Here is a 23726-nt window from a genome sequence, read left to right as displayed (position 1 = left end):
TAGCCGCCGGCCGGTGCTGCCGCCCGGGGCGGCCAGCACCGCGCGGCCGCGGTCGCGCAGGCGCTGGGAATATTCCAGCTGCCGCAGCTCCTCGCTCAGCGCGATGCGGATATTGCTGTCCGATCCCACCGCCAGCGCCCCGCCCGAGTCCAGCCAGCGCACCCCGTCGAAAATGCCATCACCCAGCGACGCCTCGGTGATCGGGCACAGCCCGGCCACCGCGCCGGTCTGCGCCAGGGCGGCGGTTTCATGCGGCTCCATCTGGGTGCAGTGGATCAGGCACCAGCGGCGATCCGGTGGGCAGCTGTCGAGCATCCACTCGACCGGCCGCGCGCCATAGGCGCTGGCAATCTCCTCGACCTCGCCGACCTGTTCGGCCAGGTGCATGTGGAAGGGGCCGGTTGTGGTTTCGGCCAACGAGTTCAGGGCCTCGGCGGTCACCGCGCGCAGCGAATGCGGCGCGGTGCCCAGCACCGCGTCATCCGGCAACTGGCTCAATGCCCGGCCCGCGCCCTCGCGCAGCGCCAGAAAGCGGTCAGGGTCATTGCCGAAGCGGATCTGCCCCGGCCCCAGCACCCGCCCGTCAACGCCGCCCTGCTGGTACAGCACCGGCAACAGGGTCAGGCCGATGCCGCTGTCGCTGGCGGCGGCGCAGATCGCATGGCTCATCTCGGCCAAGTTGGCATAGGGGCTGCCGCCGGGCTGGTGGTGCAGGTAGTGAAACTCGCCGCAGGCGGCATAGCCGGCTTCCAGCATCTCGACCTGCACCTGGGCGGCGATCGCCTGCACATCTGCGGGGGTCAGCCGGTCGAGAAACCGGAACATCAACTGTCGCCAGGTCCAGAAACTGTCGCGCCCGGACGGGCCGCGGGTTTCGGTCAGCCCGGCCATGGCGCGTTGAAACGCATGTGAATGCACGTTCGAGGGCGCCGGCAGCAGGATGTCGACGGTGATGTCGGGCGGGGCCGGGTCCAGCGCGGTGATGGTGCCGTCGGCGCCGATAGTGACGCAGATATCCTGTGCCCAGCCTTCCGGCAGCAGCGCGGTGGCGGCTTTGATTACGGTCATGACGGCCCCTTGACGACTCGATTATGTCTAGACATAAAATTAATAAGACGAACATAAGAAGGTCAACCACCCATGCAACAGGTCTTCAGCGACGCACGTATCGCGGCGATGCCTCCGAAGGGGGGATATGGTCTGATCGACACCGGGTTCATCGCAATCGAGGACGGCAGGATCGTCCATGTCGGGCTGAACCTGCCCGACATGTGTGTCGGTTGGCGGCGCGAAAGCCTGGGCGGGCGGCTGGTGACGCCGGCGCCGATCGATTGTCATACCCACATCGTCTTTGGTGGCAACCGGGCCAGGGAATTCGAGATGCGGCTGAACGGCGCCTCTTACGAAGAGGTGGCGCGCGCCGGCGGCGGGATCGTCTCGACCGTCACCGCCACCCGCGCCGCGACGCAGGAGGCGCTGGTGGAAGACGCGCTGCGCCGGCTCGATGCGCTGATCGGCGAGGGGGTTGCGGTGGTCGAGGTGAAATCGGGCTATGGCCTGGATATCGAAACCGAATTGACCATGCTGCGTGCCGCCCGTGCGCTGGCGGCGCGGCGCCAGGTGCGCATCGTCACCAGCTTTCTCGGTGCCCATGCGGTGCCGACGGAATACGCCGGCCGCGCCGATGCCTATATCGACGAGGTCTGTATCCCGGCGCTGAAGGCCGCCCATGCCGAGGGGCTGGTCGATGCGGTGGACGGGTTTTGCGAGGGCATCGCCTTTGACACCGCACAGATTGCGCGGGTGTTCGACGTAGCGCAGGCGCTGGGCCTGCCGGTGAAACTCCATGCCGAGCAGCTGTCGCATCTGGGCGGCACGCAACTGGCCGCGCGCTATGGCGCAGTGTCGGCGGATCACGTGGAATACGCCACCGCCGAGGATGCGGCGGCGATGGCACGGGCGGGCACGGTGGCGGTGCTGCTGCCCGGAGCCTTCTTTACCCTGCGCGAGACGCAGCCGCCGCCGGTGCAGGCGTTCCGCGATCACGGCGTGCCGATGGCGCTGGCGACCGATTGCAATCCGGGTTCGTCACCGCTGACCTCGCTGCTGCTGGCAATGAACATGGGCTGCACCCTGTTCCGGCTGACCCCCGAAGAGGCGCTGGCGGGCATCACCTGCCACGCCGCCCGCGCGCTGGGGCTGGAGGATTGCGGCAGCATCGCCATCGGCAAGCGCGCCGACCTGGCGGTCTGGGACGTCGCGGAGCCGGCGGAACTGGCCTATCGCATCGGTTTCAACCCGCTTTACCGCCGCATCATGGGGGGCGAAGCATGATCCTGACCCCCGGAGAAGTGACGCTGGACATGCTGGAAGCAATCTGGCGCGAGGGCACCGCCGTTCGGTTGGACCCGGCCGCACGCCCCGCGGTGGAGGCCGCCGCCGCGATGGTGGCCAAGGCCGCCGCCGGGGGGGAGCCGGTCTATGGCGTCAATACCGGCTTTGGCAAGCTGGCCAGCCGCAAGATCGCGCCGCAGGACACTGCGAAATTGCAGGAAAACCTGATCCTGTCCCATTGTGCGGGCGTCGGCGCGCCGCTGTCGGTGCCGCTGACCCGGCTGATGATGGCGCTGAAGCTAATGTCGCTGGGACGCGGCGCCTCGGGCGTGCGCTGGGAGATCTGCGCGCTGATCGAGGCGATGCTGGAGCATGGCATCACCCCGGTGGTGCCGCATCAGGGCTCGGTCGGGGCCTCGGGCGATCTGGCGCCGCTGGCGCATATGACTGCGGTGATGATCGGCGCCGGCGAGGCGCGGGTTGGCGACGCGGTGCTGCCGGGGGCCGAGGCGCTGGCCCAGGCCGGGCTGACCCCGGTGGTGCTGGGCCCGAAAGAGGGTCTGGCGCTGATCAACGGCACGCAGTTTTCCACCGCCTGCGCGCTGGCGGGGCTGTTCGAGGCGCAGCGCGCGGTGCGCAATTCGATCGTCATCGCCGCGCTCAGCACCGATGCGATCATGGGGTCGACCGCGCCGCTGGTGGCCGAGATCCATGCCCTGCGCGGCCATGCCGGCCAGATCGAGGTGGCGGCGCGGATGCGGGCGCTGATGGAGGGCAGCGAGATCCGCGAAAGCCATCGCGAGGGCGATACCCGCGTGCAGGACCCGTATTGCATTCGCTGCCAGCCGCAGGTGGCGGGCGCGGCGCTGGACGTGCTGAACATGGCGGGCCGCACGCTGGAGATCGAGGCCAACGCGGTTACCGACAACCCGCTGGTGCTGGTGGGCGAGGGGCGCATTGTCTCGGGCGGCAATTTCCATGCCGAACCGGTCGGCTTTGCCGCCGACCAGATTGCGCTGGCCCTGGCCGAGATCGGGGCGATTGCCCAGCGGCGCGTTGCGCTGATGGTGGACCCGACGCTGAGCCACGACCTGCCGCCGTTCCTGACGCCCGATCCGGGGCTGAATTCGGGCTTCATGATTGCCGAGGTGACCACTGCCGCGCTGATGAGCGAGAACAAGCATCTGGCCAATCCCTGCGTAACCGATTCCACCCCGACCTCGGCCAATCAGGAGGACCATGTCAGCATGGCCGCGCATGGCGCTTACCGGCTGATGCGGATGGTGGACAATCTGGGGGTGATCCTGGGGGTCGAGGCGCTGTGCGCCGCGCAGGGCATCGAGGCGCGGGCACCGCTGAAGACGGCACCGGCGCTGGCGCGCGCCATCGACATCTTGCGCGCCGAGGTGCCCGCCCTGGCCGAGGACCGCTATCTCGCCCCCGACCTGGCACAGGCGGCCGGGCTGGTGCGGCACGGCGCGCTGCTGGAGGTGCTGGCATGATCGAGGTGAGGCAGGGGGACGGGCCCATCGTGCTGGGCCTGCCGCATACCGGGACCGAGGTGCCGGAGGATCTGCGCCGGGCCCTGAACGACCGGGGCAGGGCGCTGGCGGATACCGACTGGCATATCCATCAGCTTTATGACGGGCTGCTGGATGGGGTGACCACGGTGCGCACGCCGATCCACCGCTATGTCATCGACGTGAACCGCGCGCCGGATGGCGCCAGCCTCTATCCCGGCCAGAACACCACCGGGCTGTGCCCGTTGACCGATTTCGACGGCCAGCCGATTTATCGCGACGGACAGCAACCCGATGCGGAAGAGATCGCATGGCGGCGCGACACCTATCACGCGCCCTACCACGCCGCCTTATCCACAGAGCTGGCACGGGTGCGGGCGAAACACGGGGCGGCAATCCTTTACGATTGTCACTCAATTCGCTCGGTCATTCCCTATCTCTTCGACAATACCTTGCCGGATTTCAACATTGGCTCGAATTCCTCCACAAGCTGCGCCCCGGCTGTGGAAAAAACCGTGGATGAAATCTGCCGTGCCGCCCCCGGCTACTCCACGGTTCTGAATGGCCGCTTCAAGGGCGGCTGGACCACCCGTCACTATGGCCGGCCGGACCAGGGACTGCACGCCATCCAGATGGAATTGGCGCAAGCGACCTACATGGCCGAGACGCCGCCCTGGAGCTATGACGCTGCCAAGGCGGAACCGCTGAGAGCGCATCTCTCCTACATTCTGAACGCCCTGCAGGCCCTTGTTTTTACCGGAGATCTGTCATGACCAACCCGCGCCACAACATCCGCGACATCTATCCGCCCATCGGCCCCGAGATCACCGCCAAAAGCTGGCTGACCGAGGCGCCGATGCGGATGCTGATGAACAACCTGCACCCGGATGTGGCGGAGAACCCGCATGAACTGGTGGTCTATGGCGGCATCGGCCGTGCGGCGCGGACCTGGGCGGATTTCGACCGGATCGTGGCCTCTCTGGTCGAGCTGGAGGGCGATGAGACGCTTCTGGTGCAGTCAGGCAAGCCTGTGGGCGTGTTCAAAACCCATGAAAACGCCCCCAGAGTATTGATTGCAAACAGCAATCTGGTGCCGCACTGGGCCAATTGGGATCACTTCAACGAGCTCGATAAAAAGGGCCTGGCCATGTATGGCCAGATGACGGCCGGATCGTGGATTTACATTGGAACCCAAGGCATTGTGCAGGGAACTTATGAGACATTTGCCGAGGCCGGACGCCAGCATTACGGTGGCGACCTGACCGGCAAATGGATCCTGACCGGCGGCCTTGGCGGCATGGGCGGGGCGCAGCCGCTGGCGGCGGTGTTCGCCGGGGCCAGCTGCCTGGCGGTGGAATGCGACCCCGACCGCATCGAGTTCCGCCTGCGCACCCGCTATCTGGACGAGAAGGCCGAAACGCTGGACGAGGCGCTGGCGATGATCGACCGCTGGACCAAGGCGGGCGAGGCGAAATCGGTGGGCCTGCTGGGCAATGCCGCCGATGTCTTCCCCGAACTGGTGCGCCGGATGCAAGCCGGCGGACCGCGCCCCGACATCGTCACCGACCAGACCAGCGCGCATGACCCGCTGAACGGCTATCTGCCGCAGGGCTGGAGCCTGGGCGAGTGGCGCGCGAAACGCGACAGCGACCCCAAGGCGGTGGCCGCCGCCGCGCGCGCCTCGATGAAGACCCATGTGGCGGCGATGGTCGAGTTCTGGAATGCCGGCGTGCCGACGCTGGATTACGGCAACAACATCCGGCAGGTGGCGCTGGAAGAGGGGTTGGAAAACGCCTTTGCCTTTCCCGGTTTCGTGCCCGCCTATATCCGGCCGCTGTTCTGCCGGGGCATCGGCCCGTTCCGCTGGTGCGCGCTGTCGGGCGACCCGGAAGACATTTACAAGACCGATGCCAAGGTGAAGGAACTGATCCCCGACGATCCGCATCTGCATCAATGGCTGGACATGGCGCGCGAGCGGATTTCCTTCCAGGGGCTGCCGGCGCGGATCTGCTGGGTCGGGCTGGGACAGCGGCACCGGCTGGGGCTGGCCTTCAACGAGATGGTCAGGACCGGCGAGTTGAAGGCCCCGGTGGTGATCGGGCGCGATCACCTCGATTCTGGCTCGGTGGCCAGCCCCAACCGCGAGACCGAGGCGATGAAGGACGGTTCCGACGCGGTCAGCGATTGGCCCTTGCTGAACGCGCTGCTGAACACCGCCAGTGGCGCGACCTGGGTGTCGCTGCATCACGGCGGCGGGGTCGGCATGGGCTTCAGCCAACATTCCGGCATGGTGATCTGCTGCGACGGGACCGAACAGGCGGACAAACGGCTGGAACGGGTGTTGTGGAACGACCCCGCGACAGGTGTGATGCGCCATGCCGATGCCGGTTACGACATTGCGCTGGACTGCGCGCGCGAACACGGGCTGAACCTGCCCGGCATCCTGTGAGCCTGCACCGGTTCACCGAGGCGCAGGCGCGCGTCTGGCCCCGGCCGCTGGAGGAAATCCGCGCCGGGCGCAAGACCAGCCACTGGATGTGGTACATCTTTCCGCAGATGGCCGGGCTGGGCCAGTCGCCCATGGCCCAGCTTTACGGCATCGACGGGCTGGCCGAGGCGCGGGACTATCTGGCGCATCCGGTGCTGGGGCCTCGGCTGGTGGAAATCGCGCAGGCGATGCTGGCACATGCGGGCGTGGCGCCTGAAACCGTGCTGGGCCCGGTCGACGCGATGAAGCTGCGGTCTTGTGCGACGCTGTTCGAGGCGGCGGGGGGCGATGCGGTGTTCGCCGGGTTGCTGGCGGCGTTCTATGACGGGGAACGCTGTGGCGAAACGCTGCGGCGGCTCTAACGTACCCGGTTCTGGGCCTGCGCCTCGTCGCTGTGCCGCGGGGTACTGAGGGATGGCTTGTGCCGGCGGGCGGCGGCGGTGGCCGTTTGCAGGGCCACCGCCAAGACCGGTTTACTCTGCCTCGTCCATTTTCGAGGCGTTGAGCAGCGCGTATTTCTCCGCGCCGATGGTCTCGAACAGACCCAGCTGGGTTTCGAGGAAGTCGATATGCCCTTCCTCGTCGGTCAGCAATTCTTCGAACAGCGCCATGCTCACGAAGTCGCCGACGCTCTGGCAATAGGTGCGCGCCTCGGCATAGAGCTTTTGCGCCTCCTGCTCGGCCGCCAGGTCGCATTCCAACGTTTCCTTGGGGGTCTGGCCGATGCGCAGCGGATCGAGCTTCTGCAGATTCGGATGCCCTTCGAGAAAGATGATGCGGGCGATCAGCTTATCCGCATGCTGCATCTCTTCGATGCTCTCTTCGCGGCTTTTCTTGGCCATATGGCCAAGCCCCCAGTCTTCCTGCAGCCGGTAGTGCAGCCAGTATTGGCTGACCGCCGTCAGTTCACTGCGCAGTGCCGTGTTGAGATATTCAATAACCTTGGGATCGCCCTTCATGCCTTTGCCTTTCCTGTGTCGCCATGGTCCGGAGGGACCTAAGGTGCATGGGAACCGGGTTATCATCCCGGGTGACCTGAAGGTTATCGTTTTTTCGCATCGTGGCCAAAAAAAGTGGCATGCAGCCGCCGCAGTCTGCCGACTTGCCCAATGCGCGGTATACCTTGCCGGGAGTGATCAATGTTCTCTGGTCCGAGGCGCGCATCCAGTCGATGGCACTGTGGATGTCGCTGTCGCTGATGCTTTGGCAATGGCAGACGATCATGGGTTACCCTTCCAGCGGCATGGCTCTGACGGCAAAGATATCGCCCTTCCGGCGGCGCACATCGGCTGCGGTCCGCGTGGAAGCGGCGCAATCGTGAGGCGATGTGAGGCGGGCGGGGTGGGGCATATCTGATCCGCAGAGGTTGCTTATGTGAATGAAGATCTGGCTAGCACAGCGCGCGCGGTGGCGCTGTGAACCGCTTCACTGAAAGCGGGCTGCGGATTTGGTGCGGTTGTCTCATCCGGCACAAGCGATGTTTTGAAGGGGCAGAATGCGGGTCAGCGCAAGAGGGATCGCAGGCGTCAGGGTCTGCGGCCTGCTCCGGCCGGTTTGCGCGATATCGGCAAGCGTCGCGGCCGTTCCGTGGGCGGCGGCGATGGCCGTGGCACGGCAGACAGGCATCGGGTGTATCACCGGTCGCAGTCCTCTCGATGCGTTGACGGCCTGTCCGGGGCCGCACTGGGATAGATCAAGAGATAACTGAGTGAAAAACTCGGTTATGTCAACCTGAGTTGTTTAGTCAGATATTGGGCGGCGGCTGAGACGCGCCGTTTTCGGGGCTGCATCGGGTGAGCGCCGGGTGGCTTGCGCGGCCTGCAGAGAGGTCCCGGCGCGGGGGCCGGGACGTTGGGGGCTTGGCGGGCGCTGCCCCGGACGTGATCCGGGGCCTCCGACTGGCCACGCGCTTGCAGGGCGGGGTGGTGCCTCTACAGATCCTTGGCGATCTTGCGCAGTTCGAATTTCTGGATCTTGCCGGTCGAGGTCTTGGGCAATTCGCCATAGACCACCTGCTTGGGTGCCTTGAACCCGGCCAGGGTCTGGCGGGAAAAGGCGATCAGCCCGGCGGCATCCTCCTGCGCGCCCGGCTTCAGCTCGATAAAGGCGCAGGGCACTTCGCCCCATTTGGCATCGGGTTTGGCCACCACGGCGGCTAGGTTGACATCCGGATGCGCCATCAGCGCGTTTTCCACTTCGACCGAGGAAATATTCTCGCCGCCCGAGATGATCACGTCCTTGGCGCGGTCGGTGATCTGGATATAGCTGTCGGGATGCTGCACGGCGACGTCGCCGGAATGGAAATAGCCGCCGGCAAAGGCCTCGGCGGTCGCCTCGGGGTTCTTGTAATAGCCCTTCATCACCCCGTTGCCGCGCATCACGATCTCGCCCGGTGTTTCACCATCCATCGGCACTTGGGCGTGATGTTCGTCCAACACGGTGATATCTTCGAAGATCGGCATCGCCACGCCCTGGCGCGATTTGACCGCCGCCCGCGCGTCGCCTTTCAGATGCTCCCACTGTTCGCCCCAGGTGCATTCGGTGGCCGGGCCATAGGTTTCGGTCAGGCCGTAGACATGGGTGACGTTGAACCCCATGTCTTCGATCTTGGCCAGCGTCGCCGGGGCCGGGGGGGCGCCGGCGGTGAACACCTCGACGGTCTGGTCGAACCTGCGCCGATCGGACTCGGGCGCGTTCACCAGCATGTTCAGCACGATCGGCGCGCCGCCGAAATGGGTGACTCCCTCGTCGGCCAGCGCGTTGAAGATCGCCGCGGCGGTGATGTCGCGGCAACAGATCAGCCGGCCGCCGACCATCGGCATCATCCAGGTGTGGCACCAGCCGTTGCAGTGGAACAGCGGCACGATGGTCAGATAGCGCGGCCGCAGCACCATGCGCCAGCTGAGGATCTGGCCCATCGCGTTCAGATAGGCGCCGCGATGGTGATACACCACGCCCTTGGGGTGCCCGGTGGTGCCCGAGGTATAGTTCAGCGCGATGCTTTCCCATTCATCCTCGGGCAGGATCCAGGCAAAGCCGGGATCGGCGGCGGCCAGCATATCCTCGTATTGTTCATGGCGTCCGCTGGCCGGATGGCCCGCCGCCGCATCGGGCACCTCGATCACCTGCGGCTTGGCGCCCTGCATCTGCGCCACTGCCTTCTCAGCCAGGGCCAGGAACTGGCTGTCGACCAGCAGCACCCGCGCTTCGGCATGGTCGAGGATATAGGCCACCGTGTCGGTATCCAGCCGGGTGTTGATGGTGTTCAGCACCGCGCCGCAGGCCGGCACGCCGAAATGCGCCTCGGCCTGGGCCGGCAGGTTGGGGATCAGGGTGGCGACCACGTCGCCCGGTTTCACGCCCTTTGCCGCCAGGGCCGAGGCCAGCCGCGTCACCCGGTCGTGATATTCGGCATAGGTCTTGCGATGGGCGCCGTAAACCACCGCGGTTTCGCCGGCATAGACGCGCGCCGCACGGGTCAGCGCCGAAAGCGGGGTCAGCGGCACGTAATTCGCGCTGGTGCGCTCCAGCCCGGTCTCGTCTGCCATCCAGCCCATTCTGATCTCCTCCCTGGCGAATAAGCACTTGACCAAGATATAACGGCAGAATTGGCGCTTGGGAAAGCCTCAGTGCCACCTTGCCACGGGCACCAGATGCGATAGCCTCAGCCGATGATTATTTCGACCGGCCGCGCCTATGTCTTTGTGCATATTCCCAAAACCGGGGGCACTGCGCTGTCGCTTGCGCTCGAGGCGCGGGCGATGAAAGACGACATCCTGCTGGGCGATACGCCCAAGGCGAAACGGCGACGCCGGCGGGTGCAGGGGGCCGAAACGCGCGGCCGGTTGTGGAAACATTCGACGCTGTCCGATATCGACGGGCTGGTGCCGGACCAGGTGCTGGACGGCCTGTTCGCCTTTACCCTGGTGCGCAACCCCTGGGACCGGGCGGTCAGCTATTATCACTGGCTGCGCGCGCAGAAGTTCGACCATCCGGCGGTGCATCTTGCTGGGCGGCTAAGCTTCGACGCCTTCGTCACCCATCCGCAGATCCTGCAATCCTTCCGCGCCACGCCGGCGGATTCCTACATGCGCCGGGCGGATGGGCGCGAACAGTGCGATGTTTACATCCGGCTGGAACATTTTGCCGAGGATGCCGCGCCGCTGGTGGCGCATCTGGGCTTTGCGTTGGACCTGCCGCGCGCCAATGCCTCGGCGCGCGCGGCAGATTATCGCAGCTATTACAGCGACCGCGCGGCACAGGCGGTGGCCGAAAGCTGCGCGGCGGATATCGCACGCTTTGGCTACGCCTTCGGATAGACGCGCTGCGCCAGCCGGTTCCGAAAGGCCGCCGCCTTGAACAGGGCAATCGGCGCTTTGAGGCGGACCGGAGCTGAGGTATAGTTCGGGCGCGTAGGTTGTCAGTCTCCCCGACGGTGCGGGCAAGACGAATATCCGAGGCCTCCATCAGGTTTGTGACCCTGTCGGCAATTCATACCCAATGAAATTGCAAGGTCGAGGTACAGATATGACCGACTGGACCATCAAGGCGCTGGAACTGGCCAATTGCAACTGCAACTTCGGTTGCCCCTGCCAGTTCAGCCAGTTACCCACCGACGGCACCTGCGAGGCGGTTGCCGGGTTCGACTTTCAGGACGGCCATTACGGCGATGTCAAACTGGGCGGGCTGAAGGCGGTGGGACTCTACAAATGGCCGGGCCCGATTCACGAGGGCAATGGCGAGATGCAGTTGATCCTGGACGACAAGGCGACGCCCGAGCAGCGCGCGGCGCTGGAGGCGATCATGACCGGCGAGGACACGCAGGAAATGGCCACGATGTGGTACGTCTTCAGTCTGATGGCGCCCACCAAACATCCGACGCTGACCGCATCCGTCAGCATGTCCTATGACCCGGAAACCGGCATCGGGTCGCTGAAGGTGCCGGGAATCGTGGAAACCGACATCAAGCCGATCCCGCATATCGTCACCGGTGATCCGCATCGGATCAGCATTTCGCTGCCGCGCGGGTTCGAGTTCGAAACGGCCGAAATGGCCTGCGGCAGCACCAAGACGCAGGGCGGCGAGATCGACTTGCTGAAGAACAGCGCCACCCATGCCCATGTCGCTCAGCTGCATCTGAGCGGCGCCGGGATCGTCCGCGCCTAGCGGTCGGGTCGGGTGACGCAGCCTGTGGGGCAGGGCGGGCGCGGCCCGGTCGAGCGGCTGGCCGCGCGCGACCGGTGGATCGTCGCGACGGCGGTGGCGCTGATCGTGTTGCTGACCGCGCTTTACACCGTCTTCGGCATCGGCATGACCATGACGGCGCTGGAGATGACGCGCATGGCGCGCCCGATCGGCGCGCCGATGCAGATGGGGGCGCCACCGGTCTGGACCGCCGGTTATGCGCTGCTGATCTTCCTGATGTGGTGGGTGATGATGGTGGCGATGATGACCCCCAGCGCGGCGCCGATGCTGCTGCTTTATACCGCGCTCAAGCGGCACGGACCCGAAGCGGCCCACGCCGTCCCGTTCAGCCTGCTGTTCCTGGGCGGCTACCTGCTGGCCTGGGCCGGGTTCAGCGGGGTCGCCGCGGCGCTGCAATGGGCGACCGAGGCGGCGGGCCTGACCAACGGGCCGATGATGACGCTGGGCTCGCGCGGGGTGGCGGGGCTGGTGCTGATCCTGGCCGGTCTGTACCAGTTTTCCGGCTGGAAGGCGGCCTGCCTGCGCCATTGCCGGTCGCCGGCGCAGTTCCTGGCCCGGCACAGCCGCCCCGGCGGCTGGGGGGCGCTGCGTACCGGGGCGCATCACGGCGCCTATTGCCTGGGCTGCTGCTGGGCCCTGATGGCGCTGCTGTTCGTCGGCGGCATCATGAACCTGTACTGGATCGTTGGGCTGGCGCTGTTCGTGCTGGTGGAAAAGCTGGCGCCGGACGGCCGGCGGTTTTCGCGCCTCGCCGGGGCGGCGCTGATCGGGTTCGGGGGCTACCTGGTGGCCGATCCGTTTGTCTGAGTCCCGCGCGGACGCGCCACCGATGGCAGCGCGTCCGGCCTTGGCAAATCAGGCGGCCTTGGCCTCGGGCGCGAAGCGGCTGTAAAAGCTCTGGCCTTTCTCCGCCATCTCGCGCAGCAGGTCGGGGCATTTGAAGCGCGCGCCATATGCCTCTTCCAACTGGTCGCAGCGTTCGGCGGCGTATTCCGCGCCGATGATATCCAGCCAGCTGAACGGCCCGCCCGACCACGGCGCAAAGCCCCAAGCCAGCACCGCGCCGACATCGCCTTCGCGGATGTCTTCCAGTACGCCTTCTTCCAATGCGCGCACCGCTTCCAGCACCTGCACGAACATCAGCCGTTCCTGCACCTCGATCAGGTCGGGCTGGGTTTCAGCCAGCGGGAACTTGTCATGCATCCCCTTCCAATAGCCCTGGCGCTTGCCCGCCTCGTCATAGTCGAAGAACCCGGCCTTGGTCTTGCGGCCCAGCCGCCCCAGATCCTCCATCCAGAAGATCAGGTCATCGGCGGCCGAGGCGGGATAGGCGTTGCCCATGGCCTCCTTGGTCGCCCGCGCGATCTTGGCGCCCAGGTCGATCGAGGTTTCGTCGGTCAGCTGGATCGGCCCCACCGGGAAGCCCAGCTGCCGCGCGGCATTGTCAACCAGGGCCGGCGCCACGCCTTCGGTGATCATCCGTGCGCCCTCGTTGACATAGGGAATGATGCAGCGGTTGCAGTAGAAGAACCGCGCATCATTGACCACGATCGGCGTCTTGCGGATCTGGCGCACGTAATCCAGCGCCTTGGCCACGGCGCGCGGGCCGGTCTGTTTGCCCTTGATGATCTCGACCAGGAACATCTTTTCCACCGGCGAGAAGAAGTGGATGCCGATGAACTGCTCGGGCCGCGACGAGGCCTTGGCCAGGCCGGTGATCGGCAGGGTCGAGGTGTTGGAGGCGAATATGCAATCCTCGGGGATCACCGCCTCGACCTTCTGGGTCATCTCGGCCTTGACCTTGGGGTCTTCGAACACCGCCTCGATGATCAGGTCGCAGCCTTTCAGATGCTCCAGATCCGGGGTTGCGGTGATCTGGTTCAGCATCGCCGCTTTCTTCTCGGCGGTGACCTTGCCGCGCTTGATGCCCTTGTCGAGATAGGCCTCGGTATAGGCTTTGCCCTTGTCGGCGGCGGCCTGGTCCCGGTCGACCAGCACCACCTCCATCCCGGCCTGGGCCGAAACCAGGGCGATGCCCGATCCCATCATGCCCGCGCCCAGCACGCCGATCTTTTTCACCCGCTGATCGGGGATGCCCTCGGGCCGCACCGCGCCTTTTTCCAGCGCCTCCTTGTTGACGAACAGCGACCGGATCATCGCGCCCGAGGAGGGGTTCATCAGCACATGGGTGAACCAGCGCGCCTCGATCCTGAGCGCGGTGTCAAAATCGACCAGCGCGCCTTCGTAAACCGCCGAGAGCAGCGCCTTGGCCGCCGGGAACGCACCCTGGGTGCGGCCGTTCACCATGGCGCTGGCGCCAACGAAGGTCATAAAGCCGGCCGGGTGATAGGGGGCGCCGCCCGGCATCTTATAGCCCTTGGCGTCCCAGGGTTTCACGATATCGGCGTCCTTGGCGGTTTTCACCCAGTCCTTCGCGGCGGCCAGCGGATCTGCGACCACCTCGTCAACGATCCCCGCGCCCTTGGCTTTTTTCGGCTCGACCATTTTGCCTTCCAGCAGGAAGGGCGAGGCGCCCATCGCGCCCAGCTTGCGCACCAGACGGGTGGTGCCGCCGGCGCCGGGAAAAATGCCCACCATGATCTCGGGCAGGCCGATCCGCGCCTTGGGATTGTCGGCCACGAAGATGCGATGCGTCGCCAGCGGCAGCTCCAGCCCGATGCCGGCGGCGGTGCCGGGCAGGGCGGCGGCAATCGGCTTGCCGCCCTTCTTGGTTTTCGGGTCCATGCCCGCCAGCTCGATCTTGCGCAACAGGGCGTGCATCTGCATCACCCCGTCGAACAGGCCCTGCGCCGGGTTGTCGCCGGCCTCTTCCTTCAGCGTGGCCAGCAGGTTCAGATCCATCCCGCCGGCAAAGGAGCCGTCCTTGCCCGAGGTGATGACGATGCCCTTGACCGCCTCGTCCGCCAGCGCGGCGTCGATCAGCTTGTCGAGCTCGGCCAGCCCGTCGAGCGACATCACGTTCATGGATTTGCCGGGGCAGTCCCAGGTGAGGGTGGCGATGCCCTCGGCATCGGTGGACAGGGTGAAATCGGTCATGGCTTGTTCTCCTCCATGGAGTCTGTCTGTGTGCCGTCGCGCCGGGACCGGGCAAGGGCGAAATTGCGGCGGTCTGTTTGTGCCGCCGGGGGGCATTGCAGCCCGCTCCGGCGGCAGGGGATAACGTCGAACGCGGCTCGAACCCGCGGCTGGCCGGTTTGGCCGTCACACCCGTTCGAGAATGGTTGCCGCGCCCATGCCCGAGGCGATGCACAGCGTGGCCAACCCGGTCTCCTTGTCGGCGCGCTCCATCTCGTCCAGCAGGGTGCCGATGATCATCGCGCCGGTGGCGCCCAGCGGGTGGCCCATGGCGATGGCGCCACCATTGACGTTGACCTTGTCGGCATCGACGTCGAAGGCCTGCATGAAGCGCAGCACCACCGCGGCGAAGGCCTCGTTCACCTCGAACAGGTCGATGTCCTTGATCGACATGCCGTTATCGGCCAGGATCTTTTCCGTCACCGGCACCGGGCCGGTCAGCATGATGGTGGGATCGGTGCCGATCTTGGCGGTGGCGCGGATGCGGGCGCGCGGCTTGAGCCCGAATTTCTCGCCGAATTCCTTGTTGCCGATCAGCACCGCGGCGGCGCCGTCGACGATGCCCGAGGAATTGCCGGCATGGTGCACATGCTCGATTTTCTCGAGGTGGGGATATTTCATCAGCGCCACCTTGTCGAAGCCGGGCATCACCTCGCCCATATCCTTGAACGAGGCCTTCAGCGCGCCCAGCGACTGCATGTCGGTGCCGGGGCGCATATATTCGTCGTGATCCAGGATCGGCAGGCCGTTCTGATCGGTCACGGTGATCACCGAACGGGCAAAGCGGTTGTCGTCCCAGGCGGCCTTGGCGCGGCGCTGGCTTTCCACCGCCAGCGCGTCGGCGTCATCGCGGGAGAAGCCGTATTCGGTGGCGATGATATCGGCCGAGATGCCCTGGGGCACGAAATAGGTCTTCATTGCCAGGCTCGGGTCAACGGCGATCGCCGCCCCGTCCGAGCCCATCGGCACCCGGCCCATCATCTCGACCCCGCCGGCGATATAGGCCGCGCCGGCGCCGCCACGGACCTGGTTGGCGGCGAGGTTCACCGCCTCCATGCCGGAGGCGCAGAAGCGGTTGATCGCCAGGCCGGGTATCGATTCATCGAGATCCGAGGCCAGCACCGCCGAGCGGGCCAGGCAGCCGCCCTGTTCCATCACCTGGGTGACATTGCCCCAGATCACGTCCTCGACCGCGTGGCCGTCCAGATTGTTGCGCTGCTTTACCGCGTTCAGCGTCTGCGCCGACAGGCTGAGGCTGGTCACCTCGTGCAGCGCGCCATCCTTGCGACCCTTGCCGCGGGGGGTGCGCAGGGCGTCGTAGATATATGCGTCGGTCATCACGTTTCCTTTCTTCAGAGGCCGCGGTCCGAGGGACGGCCGGGCATCAGATCATAGGGGTGTTTCCAGCCGGGCTGTTCGGACAGCCGGGTCAGCCAGGCGTCGATATGGGGCCAGTCGGTCCGGTCGAAGCCGAAAGGCTCGGGATAGTAGAGATAGCCACAGCAGGACAGGTCGGCATTGGTCACGCCGTTGCCGACGATCCAGTCGCGGCCTTTCAGATGGGAGTCCAGCACGGTGTAGGCGGCTTTCAGGCGGCCCTGGCTGAAGGCGATCACATCCGGGTTGCAGTGTTGTTCGGGCAGGAAATTGATCAGGAACCGGGTCATGCCGGCCATCGAGCTGAGCTTGTGATTGTCCCACAGCACCCAGCGCATCACCTCGTATTTCTCGGCGCCTTCGCCGGCGAACTTGCCGCTTTTGTCGCTGACATATTGCTGGATCACGCCCGACTGGCTGAGCTTGATATCGCCGTCGACCATCACCGGAGCCTCGCCCATGTCATTGATGCCGGTGCGGAATTCCGGGCTGCGGGTGGCGCCGTTGAAGAAATCGACAAAGACGGGTTCCCAGTCGAGGCCGGACAGCTGCAGTGCCAGCGCCGCCTTGTAGGAATTGCCGCTTTCGCCGAAGCAGTGAAGTTGGATGGTCATGCGCGAATTGCCCCTCCCCGGGCGCGGGTGTCAGATGGTGGGTTTTTGTCGTTGGCAAGAAAAGACGCAGGGGGTGCTTGGATTTGGTAACGCTGCGTTAACGTTGATCGGCTGTAATCGGTGCTGCGGAACGGGTTAGAGAGCCGATGGCCGCACGAGGAGAAGCCCCGCTTTCCGTCCCGGGTGACGGAGAGTCGGACCGGCGCCGGAGGGCGGGGTGGATCGCAACGCGTCATCTGCTCCTTCCAACCATTTTCGCCGCGGGCGCGGCGGCGAGGCGATGCCCCGCCGGCCTCAACGTTTCCTGTCATCCAACTCGGCATTGAACAGCCGCAGCCGGTGCGCGAGGTTGTCCTGGTCGATGACCGAGGCGAAATTCTCGAACAGGAAGGACAGCGCCTCGCCCTCGTCGAGCCCCGCCTCGGCGGCGAAGGCCTTCAGCCGGCGATAGCCATCTTCGGTCATCGCCACCGGGAAGCGGCGGGTCAGGCGAAAGCGTTTTGGCATCTCTCCTCCTTTGGTGCCGTCGCGCGGAGCCGAGGCTCAGAAATTCGCCGCCTCCAGCGCCATCACCGGTTCCGCGCCGCTTTGGATGCGGGCCAGGTGCAACGCCGTGGCGGGCAATTGGCGCGCCATGTAATAGCGTCCGGTGGCCAGCTTGGTGGCGTAAAACTCCGGATCGCCGGTGCCGCCGTCAAGCGCCTCGCGCGCTGCCTTGCCCATCCGCGCCCACATATAGCCCAGGCAGACATGGCCGAACATATGCATGAAGTCATAGGAACCGGCCAAGGCGTTGTTGGGGTTCTTCATGCCTTCGGCCATGAAATACATTCCCGCCGCCTGCAGATCCTTCGAGGCCGCCTTGAGCGGGTCGAGGAAGTCGCGATCAAAATCCGCGTCCTGGCCCTTGGTCTCGGCGATGTAGGATTTCACCAGGTCGAAAAAGGCCATCACGTGTTTGCCGCCATCCTGGGCCAGCTTGCGCCCCACCAGATCCAGCGCCTGAACGCCGTTGGCGCCTTCGTAGATCATCGCGATACGGGCATCGCGGGTGAACTGCGACATGCCCCATTCCTCGATATAGCCGTGGCCGCCATAGACCTGCTGGGCCTGCACCGTCATGTCATAACCCTGATCGGTCAGAAAGCCCTTGATCACCGGGGTCAACAGCGAGATCAGCCCGTCGGCATCCTTGTCGCCGGCGCGATGCGCCTGGTCGATCAGCATGGCGCCCCAGAGGGTGAAGGCGCGGGCGCCCTCGGTAAAGCTTTTCTGGTCCATCAGGTTGCGGCGCACATCCGGGTGCACGATCAGCGGATCGGCCGGGCCGTCGGGGTTTTTCACCCCGGTGACGTCGCGGCCCTGCAGCCGGTCCTTGGCATAGTCGAGCGCGTTTTGGAACGCCACCTCGGCCTGGGCCAGCCCCTGCATGCCGACGGCAAGCCGGGCCTCGTTCATCATGGTGAACATGGCGCGCATGCCCTTGTGCTGCTGGCCCAGCAGATAGCCGGTGGCGCCGTCATAGTTCATCACGCAGGTCGAGTTGCCGTGAATGCCCATCTTCTCTTCGATCTTGCCACAGGACACGCCGTTGCGCGCGCCCAGGCTGCCATCTTCCTTGACCAGGAATTTCGGCACGATGAACAGCGACACGCCCTTGATGCCCTCGGGGCCGCCGGGGATCTTGGCCAGCACCAGGTGAATGATGTTCTCGGCCATGTCATGTTCGCCGGACGAGATGAAGATCTTCTGCCCGGTCAGCTTGTAGCTGCCGTCATCCTGCGGTTCGGCCTTGGTACGCATCAGGCCCAGATCGGTGCCGCAATGCGGCTCGGTCAGGTTCATGGTGCCGGTCCAGTCGCAGGAGACCATTTTCGGCAGATAGGTCTGTTTCTGCTCGTCGCTGCCATGGGCCAGGATGGCCGAGGCGGCGCCATGGGTCAGGCCCTGATACATGGTAAAGGCCTGGTTGGCCGCCGAGAACATCTCGCCCACCGCGGTGTTCAGCACATAGGGCATGTTCTGGCCGCCGAATTCCTCGGGCATGTCCAGCCCCGGCCAGCCGCCGGCCTTGACCTGTTCGAAGGCGTCCTTGAAGCCCTGGGGCGTGCGCACCACGCCGTTTTCCAGCGCGCAGCCCTCGGTATCGCCGACCGCGTTCAGCGGTTGCAGCACCTCGGCGCTGATCTTGCCCGCCTCTTCCAGGATGGCCGAGGTGAAATCGGGTTCGAGATCGGCATATCCGGGGATGTCGGATCCGGCGATATTGAGAACATCATGCAGGACGAACTGCATGTCCTTGGTGGGGGCGGTATAGGTCGGCATGTCCGGTGCTCTCCTCCTGAGACGGCGTGCATTGATTGGCGGTCACCCGCCGGGGGCGGCCGGGTTTATTCGGCCGCTTTCTGGTTCTTGGTGGCGTCGATCATGTTCGCGCCCCATTCAAGCTGCTCCTTCAGCTCGGCAATGGCCTCGTTCAGGTCGTCGCGCTGACGCTCCATCTCGGCCAGCCGCGCGCAGGCGACATCATAGGCGGCTTTCAGCTGGGTCTGCTGCTGGTCCCCCAGATCATAGAGATCCAGAAGCTGGCGCAGGTCTTCCAGGCTGAAGCCAAAGCGCTTGCCGCGCAGGATCAGCTTGAGCCGGGCGCGGTCGCGTTTGGTGAAAAGCCGCTTCTGGCCTTCGCGGATCGGAAACAGCAACTCCTTGGATTCATAAAATCGCAGCGTACGCGCGGTGACGTCGAACGCCTCGCACATTTCTCGAATGGTCATTAATTGTTCGGACATCGTCCCGCATTTCCTCTTATCGAACGCTGTCGGAATTAAATCCTCAGCGGCGGTTTACAATGCCGGCTGACGTTTACGTAAGCTCGACGTCACGTCACTTTGAAAGTGACGCTGCTGCAGCTCACGTCAACCCGGGAATCGGAGAGAATTTTGTCGCCGCCAAGGGCGCGACCAGCCGAATCTGCTCGGCCATAGCGGGAAAGCTATGCGGTAGATTCGCCCATCGCGACGGTCTGAGCAGTCTCTTCCCGGACGCGTTTCAATTCGGCAATCGCGTCGTCCAGCTGTGCCCGCTGCTCGGCCAGTTGCAGCAACTGGCGATCGGCCATCTCGACAAAGGCCTGCATCTGGGCGGCGGTGCCTTCATCTTCGTAAATCAGCAGCCACTGGCGAATCTCTTCCAGTTGGAAGCCGTATTTGCGTCCACGCATGATCAGCGTCATCCGCGCGCATTCGCGCGGTCCGTACAGCCGGGTGCGGCCATCGCGTTCGGGCTGTAGCAGTTCGATGTATTCGTAATATCGCAGCGTGCGGGGCGTGACCGCGAATTTGGCGCACATCTCTTTGAATGACAGGCGCGTTTCGGCCATTCGTCTTCTCCCGGTTCCGCTGCGTCAAACCTAGGGATTTGCCCCGGTATGCGCAACTGCCGGGCTTGCTCTTTTGCGCGCAGCCCGGTCATAAAAAGGTGTGAAACTTCAAGGACCGAGGGTGCATGACCGAACTGCCGAAACAGGCACAGCAATTCATCGACGCGCTGCCCCATGCCAAGGCGCTGGGGCTGCAGATCGTCAGCCTGGGCGGCGGCGAAGCGGTGTTGACGATGCCGTATGACGAAAAACTGGTCGGCGATCCCAAGTCCGGGGTGATCCATGGCGGCGCCATCTCGACGGTGATCGACACCTGCTGCGGCGCGGCGGTGATGTCGAATCCGGGTGTCGCCGGGGCATCGGCGACGCTGGACCTGCGCATCGACTATATGCGCGCCGCCACGCCGGGCCAGAGCATCACCGCGCGTGCACATTGTTATCACATCACCCGCACCGTTGCCTTCGTGCGCGCCACCGCCACCGATGACGACAGCGGCCGGCCGGTCGCCACCGCTTCGGGTGCCTTTACCGTCGGAGCCGGCTGAGATGGCGCGCAAACCTCCCGAGTCGGTCCAGGTCGTCAAGCAGCGGCGCGATGCGGCGCTGGCCGCGCTGGTGCAGGGCGTGCCCTATATCCGCTTTCTCAACATCACCTTCGACCGCCGCGGCGACGAGCTGACCGGGGTGCTGAACTATCAGGACATGATCATCGGCAACCCGATCCTGCCGGCAATCCATGGCGGCGTCACCGCGGCCTTTCTCGAAGTGACGGCGATCATCACGCTCAGCTGGTCGCAGCTGTGGCCCCAGGTGGAAAGCGGCGCGATCGCGCTGTCCGACCTGACCGAAGGCCGGTTGCCGAAATTGCCCAAGACCATCGACATCACCGTCGATTACCTGCGCTCGGGCCTGCCACGCGACGCCTATGCGCGCGCCATCGTCAGCCGGGCCGGGCGCCGCTATGCCTCGGTCCGGGTCGAGGCCTGGCAGGACAATCGCAGCCGGCTGTTCGCTCAGGCCACCGGGCATTTCCGGATGCCGCAGGACGGAGCAAGCCCGGGTGCTTGACCAGCCGCGTCCGATCACCCATGGCCGCGTCCTGAAGATCGCCCTGCCGATCGTCCTGTCCAATGCCACGGTGCCGATCCTCGGCCTGGTCGATACCGGCGTGGTCGGTCAGATGGGGCTGGCTGCGCCGATCGGCGCGGTCGGCATCGGCGCGATCATCATCACCTCGCTCTACTGGTTTTTCGGCTTCCTGCGCATGGGTACCACCGGGCTGGCGGGGCAGGCCCATGGCGCCGGGCGCAGCGGCGAGGTCACCGCGATTCTGACCCGTGCCATCCTGACCGGGCTGGTCGGGGGGCTGGTGCTGATCCTGCTGCAATGGCCGCTGTTCCTGGGCGCCTTCCTGCTCTCGCCCGCCTCGGACGAGGTGGAAACGCTGGCGCGATCCTACATGTCGATCCGCATCTGGTCGGCCCCGGCGGCGATCTCGATCTTCGGCATCACCGGCTGGCTGATCGCGCTGGAACGAACCCGCGCGGTGCTGGTGTTGCAGCTGTGGATGAACGGGCTGAACATGCTGCTGGACCTGTGGTTCGTGCTGGGGCTGGGCTGGGGGGTGAGCGGCGTGGCCTTCGCCACGTTCCTGGCGGAATGGACCGGGCTGGCGCTGGCGCTGTACCTGTGCCGCGATGCCTTTGCCAACCCGGCCTGGCGCGACTGGGCGCGGGTGTTCGACCGCGCGCGGTTGAAACGGATGCTGGTGGTCAATACTGACATCCTGATCCGGTCGCTGGCGCTGTTGTCGATCTTCGTGTCCTTCCTGTTCCTCGGCTCGGACTTCGGCGATGTGACGCTGGCAGCCAACCAGATCCTGCTGCAATTCATCGAGATCACCGCCCATGCGCTGGACGGGTTCGCCTTTGCCGCCGAAGCGCTGGTGGGGCAGGCGGTGGGGCAGGCCAGCGTGCCCCGGATGCGGCGCAGCATCATGCTGGTGACGGTCTGGTCGCTGGTGGGCACGGTGATGCTGAGCCTGGTTTTCGCGCTGTTCGGCGGCGCGATTGTCGACCTGATGGCCAAGGCACCGGCGGTGCAGGCCGAGGCGCGGGTCTATCTGCCCTATATGCTGCTGGTGCCGGTGCTGGGCGTCGCCAGCTGGTTGCTGGACGGGATCTTCATCGGCGCCACCCGCACCGCCGATATGCGCAATATGTCGGTGCTGGCGGCGCTGACCTATTTCGCAGCGGTGCTGGTGCTGGTGCCGATTTACGGCAATCACGGCCTGTGGATGGCCTTCCTGCTGTCCTTCGTCGCCCGCGCGGTCACGCTGCTGGCGCGCTATCCGGCGCTGGAGCGTGCCACCGCGGCGGGGGCGCTCTAGCGGGCGGCCCGGATTGCCGGATCGTCCGCTAGAGCAGGTCCAGCAGCGCTTCGGGTGGCCGGCCGATCACTGCGCGCCCGTCGCGCAGCGCCAGCGGCCGCTCGATCAGCACGGGATGCGCGGCCATCGCGGACAGCAAGACCTCGTCCGCGTCCTCCCTGGACAACCCGGCCTGTTTGAACGCCGCCTCCTTGGGGCGCATCATCTGCACCACCGGCGGCTTGCCCAACGCCTCCCAGGCCGCGGTCAGCTCGGCCAGTGTCGGCGCATCCTCCAGATAGCGGCGCACCTTCAGGTCTGCCCCGTTTTCTTCCAGCAGCGCCAGCCCCTGGCGCGACTTGGAGCAGCGCGGATTGTGCCAGTATTCGATCATAGCCATGCCTCCCGTCCTTGCCCGACCGCCTCGGCCACATTGACAAACCCGTCGCGGGCCAGCAACTGGTCCAGCCCGGTGGCTATCTCGCGGACCAGGGACAGCCCGCCGAAAACCAGCGCGGTATAAAGCTGCACCGCCGAGGCGCCGGCCTTGATCTTGGCATAGGCATCCTTGGCCGAGGCGATGCCGCCGACGCCGATCAGTGGGATGTTTCCACCGGTGGCCCGGTGCAGCTGCGCCAGCACGCGGGTGGATTTTTCGAACAGCGGCGCGCCGGACAGCCCGCCGGCCTGGTCCCGGTGGCGGCTTTTCAACCCGTCACGCGACAGCGTCGTGTTGGTGGCGATGATCGCGTCGATCCCGGCGGCATCGGCGACCTCGGCAATCTCGTCGATCTCGGCCTCGGACAGGTCCGGGGCGATTTTCAGAAAGACCGGAACCGGCGTGGGCAGTGCCGCCCGCGCCTGCATCACCCCGGCCAGCAGCGCGGCCAGCGCCGCCTTGCCCTGCAGGTCGCGCAGCTTTTCGGTATTGGGCGAGGAGACGTTGACGGTGGCGAAATCCAGATGCGCGCCGCAGCCCGCCAGCACCTTTGCAAAGTCGCCGGCGCGGTCGCTGCTGGTCTTGTTGGCGCCCAGGTTCAGGCCGATCACCGCATCTCTGGGGCGGCGGGCCAGCCGCGCGGCGATGGCCTCCATACCTTCGTTGTTAAAGCCGAAGCGGTTGATCGCGGCGCGGTCCTCGGTCAGGCGGAACAGCCGCGGGCGCGGATTGCCGGGCTGGGGCAGGGGTGTTGCCGCCCCGACCTCGACAAAGCCGAAACCCGCGCGGGACAGCGGCGCCAGCGCCACCGCGTTCTTGTCGAATCCCGCGGCCAGGCCGACCGGGTTGGGCAGGGCCAGCCCGGCCACCTGGCAACGCAGGCGCGACGAGGTGACCGGCCCGCCA

Annotated in this window: 25 protein-coding genes; 12 read left to right on the top strand and 13 right to left on the bottom strand. The window is 65.7% G+C overall.

The genetic code is table 11. The features are described 5' to 3' along the window. Positions 1-1068, bottom strand: a 1068-nt coding sequence (gene hutF, locus CVM52_RS13800; protein ID WP_100163077.1) for a formimidoylglutamate deiminase, incomplete at its 3' end; no start/stop codon positions are given. Between the two features lie 72 nt (positions 1069-1140). Here hutF and hutI point away from each other — a divergent pair. Genes hutI through CVM52_RS13775 form a run of 5 tightly spaced genes read left to right on the top strand, consistent with a single transcriptional unit; the run spans position 1141 to position 6704 of the window. Beyond that, positions 1141-2334, top strand: a complete 1194-nt coding sequence (hutI, locus tag CVM52_RS13795) for an imidazolonepropionase (RefSeq protein WP_100163076.1) — start codon at positions 1141-1143, stop codon at positions 2332-2334. Then, positions 2331-3836 carry a histidine ammonia-lyase gene (gene hutH / locus CVM52_RS13790; RefSeq protein ID WP_100163075.1) on the top strand — a complete coding sequence of 502 codons (1506 nt, stop codon included), beginning with the start codon at positions 2331-2333 and terminating at the stop codon, positions 3834-3836. The genes hutI and hutH overlap by 4 nt, the downstream gene beginning before the upstream one ends. Beyond that, positions 3833-4627, top strand: coding sequence for an N-formylglutamate deformylase (gene hutG / locus CVM52_RS13785; RefSeq protein ID WP_100163074.1), 795 nt, complete (start codon positions 3833-3835; stop codon positions 4625-4627). The genes hutH and hutG overlap by 4 nt, the downstream gene beginning before the upstream one ends. Continuing rightward, positions 4624-6303, top strand: coding sequence for a urocanate hydratase (gene hutU / locus CVM52_RS13780; RefSeq protein ID WP_100163073.1), 1680 nt, complete (start codon positions 4624-4626; stop codon positions 6301-6303). Before hutG ends, hutU begins: the two co-directional genes overlap by 4 nt. Beyond that, complete coding sequence (locus tag CVM52_RS13775; RefSeq protein ID WP_100163072.1) at positions 6300-6704, top strand: DUF1810 domain-containing protein; 405 nt, start codon at positions 6300-6302, stop codon at positions 6702-6704. The genes hutU and CVM52_RS13775 overlap by 4 nt, the downstream gene beginning before the upstream one ends. 111 nt (positions 6705-6815) lie before the next feature. Here CVM52_RS13775 and bfr read toward each other — a convergent pair whose 3' ends face one another. Further along, entirely contained in the window at positions 6816-7301 is a 486-nt protein-coding gene (bfr, locus tag CVM52_RS13770; protein WP_100163071.1) for a bacterioferritin, read from the bottom strand. After that, positions 7276-7506, bottom strand: coding sequence for a (2Fe-2S)-binding protein (locus CVM52_RS13765; RefSeq protein WP_240620964.1), 231 nt, complete (start codon positions 7504-7506; stop codon positions 7276-7278). The genes bfr and CVM52_RS13765 overlap by 26 nt, the downstream gene beginning before the upstream one ends. Here CVM52_RS13765 and CVM52_RS27725 point away from each other — a divergent pair. Continuing rightward, positions 7421-7663, top strand: coding sequence for a hypothetical protein (locus CVM52_RS27725; protein ID WP_240620965.1), 243 nt, complete (start codon positions 7421-7423; stop codon positions 7661-7663). The genes CVM52_RS13765 and CVM52_RS27725 overlap by 86 nt on opposite strands. A 610-nt stretch (positions 7664-8273) precedes the next feature. Here CVM52_RS27725 and CVM52_RS13760 read toward each other — a convergent pair. Then, positions 8274-9899 carry an AMP-binding protein gene (locus tag CVM52_RS13760; RefSeq protein WP_100163069.1) on the bottom strand — a complete coding sequence of 542 codons (1626 nt, stop codon included), beginning with the start codon at positions 9897-9899 and terminating at the stop codon, positions 8274-8276. Between the two features lie 114 nt (positions 9900-10013). Between CVM52_RS13760 and CVM52_RS13755 the strand changes: the two genes are divergently transcribed. The 3 genes from CVM52_RS13755 to CVM52_RS13745 all read left to right on the top strand — a co-directional run bounded on the left by CVM52_RS13755 (position 10014) and on the right by CVM52_RS13745 (position 12354). After that, positions 10014-10661, top strand: coding sequence for a sulfotransferase family 2 domain-containing protein (locus CVM52_RS13755; RefSeq protein WP_100163068.1), 648 nt, complete (start codon positions 10014-10016; stop codon positions 10659-10661). A 208-nt stretch (positions 10662-10869) separates the two neighbouring features. After that, complete coding sequence (locus tag CVM52_RS13750) at positions 10870-11508, top strand: DUF1326 domain-containing protein (RefSeq protein ID WP_100163067.1); 639 nt, start codon at positions 10870-10872, stop codon at positions 11506-11508. Positions 11509-11520: 12 nt separating this feature from the next. Continuing rightward, the gene (locus CVM52_RS13745; RefSeq protein ID WP_240620963.1) at positions 11521-12354 is read left to right on the top strand and encodes a DUF2182 domain-containing protein; all 834 of its coding nucleotides are present in this window, start codon (positions 11521-11523) and stop codon (positions 12352-12354) included. A 48-nt stretch (positions 12355-12402) separates the two neighbouring features. On the opposite strand, the gene CVM52_RS13740 is transcribed toward CVM52_RS13745, so the two are convergent. The 7 genes from CVM52_RS13740 to CVM52_RS13710 form a co-directional block, all read right to left on the bottom strand. Continuing rightward, positions 12403-14604 carry a 3-hydroxyacyl-CoA dehydrogenase NAD-binding domain-containing protein gene (locus CVM52_RS13740; protein ID WP_100163065.1) on the bottom strand — a complete coding sequence of 734 codons (2202 nt, stop codon included), beginning with the start codon at positions 14602-14604 and terminating at the stop codon, positions 12403-12405. A 165-nt stretch (positions 14605-14769) separates the two neighbouring features. Next, complete coding sequence (locus CVM52_RS13735; protein ID WP_100163064.1) at positions 14770-15981, bottom strand: acetyl-CoA C-acetyltransferase; 1212 nt, start codon at positions 15979-15981, stop codon at positions 14770-14772. Positions 15982-15995: 14 nt separating this feature from the next. Beyond that, positions 15996-16634, bottom strand: a complete 639-nt coding sequence (locus CVM52_RS13730) for a glutathione S-transferase family protein (protein ID WP_100163063.1) — start codon at positions 16632-16634, stop codon at positions 15996-15998. 294 nt (positions 16635-16928) lie between these two features. Beyond that, positions 16929-17141, bottom strand: coding sequence for a hypothetical protein (locus tag CVM52_RS13725; protein WP_100163062.1), 213 nt, complete (start codon positions 17139-17141; stop codon positions 16929-16931). 36 nt (positions 17142-17177) lie between these two features. Continuing rightward, positions 17178-18959, bottom strand: coding sequence for an acyl-CoA dehydrogenase C-terminal domain-containing protein (locus CVM52_RS13720; RefSeq protein ID WP_100163061.1), 1782 nt, complete (start codon positions 18957-18959; stop codon positions 17178-17180). 65 nt (positions 18960-19024) lie between these two features. Beyond that, on the bottom strand, positions 19025-19423 hold the full coding sequence (locus CVM52_RS13715) for a MerR family transcriptional regulator (RefSeq protein WP_100163060.1): 399 nt from the start codon (positions 19421-19423) through the stop codon (positions 19025-19027). 203 nt (positions 19424-19626) lie between these two features. Continuing rightward, complete coding sequence (locus CVM52_RS13710) at positions 19627-20013, bottom strand: MerR family transcriptional regulator (protein WP_100163059.1); 387 nt, start codon at positions 20011-20013, stop codon at positions 19627-19629. Between the two features lie 125 nt (positions 20014-20138). On the opposite strand from CVM52_RS13710, the gene CVM52_RS13705 reads away from it, so the two are divergent. From CVM52_RS13705 to CVM52_RS13695, 3 genes are read left to right on the top strand one after another with little or no spacing between them, the layout of a single operon-like run. After that, positions 20139-20558 (top strand): PaaI family thioesterase, encoded by a 420-nt coding sequence (locus CVM52_RS13705; RefSeq protein ID WP_100163058.1) that lies wholly within the window; start codon positions 20139-20141, stop codon positions 20556-20558. Between the two features lies 1 nt (position 20559). Next, a complete protein-coding gene (locus tag CVM52_RS13700) occupies positions 20560-21081 on the top strand; it encodes a PaaI family thioesterase (RefSeq protein WP_100163057.1) in 522 nt (173 codons plus the stop codon). Next, positions 21074-22402, top strand: a complete 1329-nt coding sequence (locus CVM52_RS13695; RefSeq protein ID WP_240620962.1) for an MATE family efflux transporter — start codon at positions 21074-21076, stop codon at positions 22400-22402. The genes CVM52_RS13700 and CVM52_RS13695 overlap by 8 nt, the downstream gene beginning before the upstream one ends. A gap of 28 nt (positions 22403-22430) precedes the next feature. Here CVM52_RS13695 and arsC read toward each other — a convergent pair whose 3' ends face one another. Beyond that, on the bottom strand, positions 22431-22775 hold the full coding sequence (arsC, locus tag CVM52_RS13690; RefSeq protein ID WP_100163055.1) for an arsenate reductase (glutaredoxin): 345 nt from the start codon (positions 22773-22775) through the stop codon (positions 22431-22433). After that, positions 22772-23726 (bottom strand): quinone-dependent dihydroorotate dehydrogenase (locus CVM52_RS13685; RefSeq protein WP_100163054.1); only part of this gene is annotated, 955 nt, incomplete at its 5' end. The genes CVM52_RS13685 and arsC, both read right to left, overlap by 4 nt.

This window comes from Pseudooceanicola lipolyticus, from assembly GCF_002786325.1.
In the GTDB taxonomy this organism is placed as follows: Bacteria; Pseudomonadota; Alphaproteobacteria; order Rhodobacterales; family Rhodobacteraceae; genus Pseudooceanicola_C; species Pseudooceanicola_C lipolyticus.
Note: the sequence above shows the minus strand (reverse complement) of the source record. Positions and strands in the feature narration are given on the sequence as shown.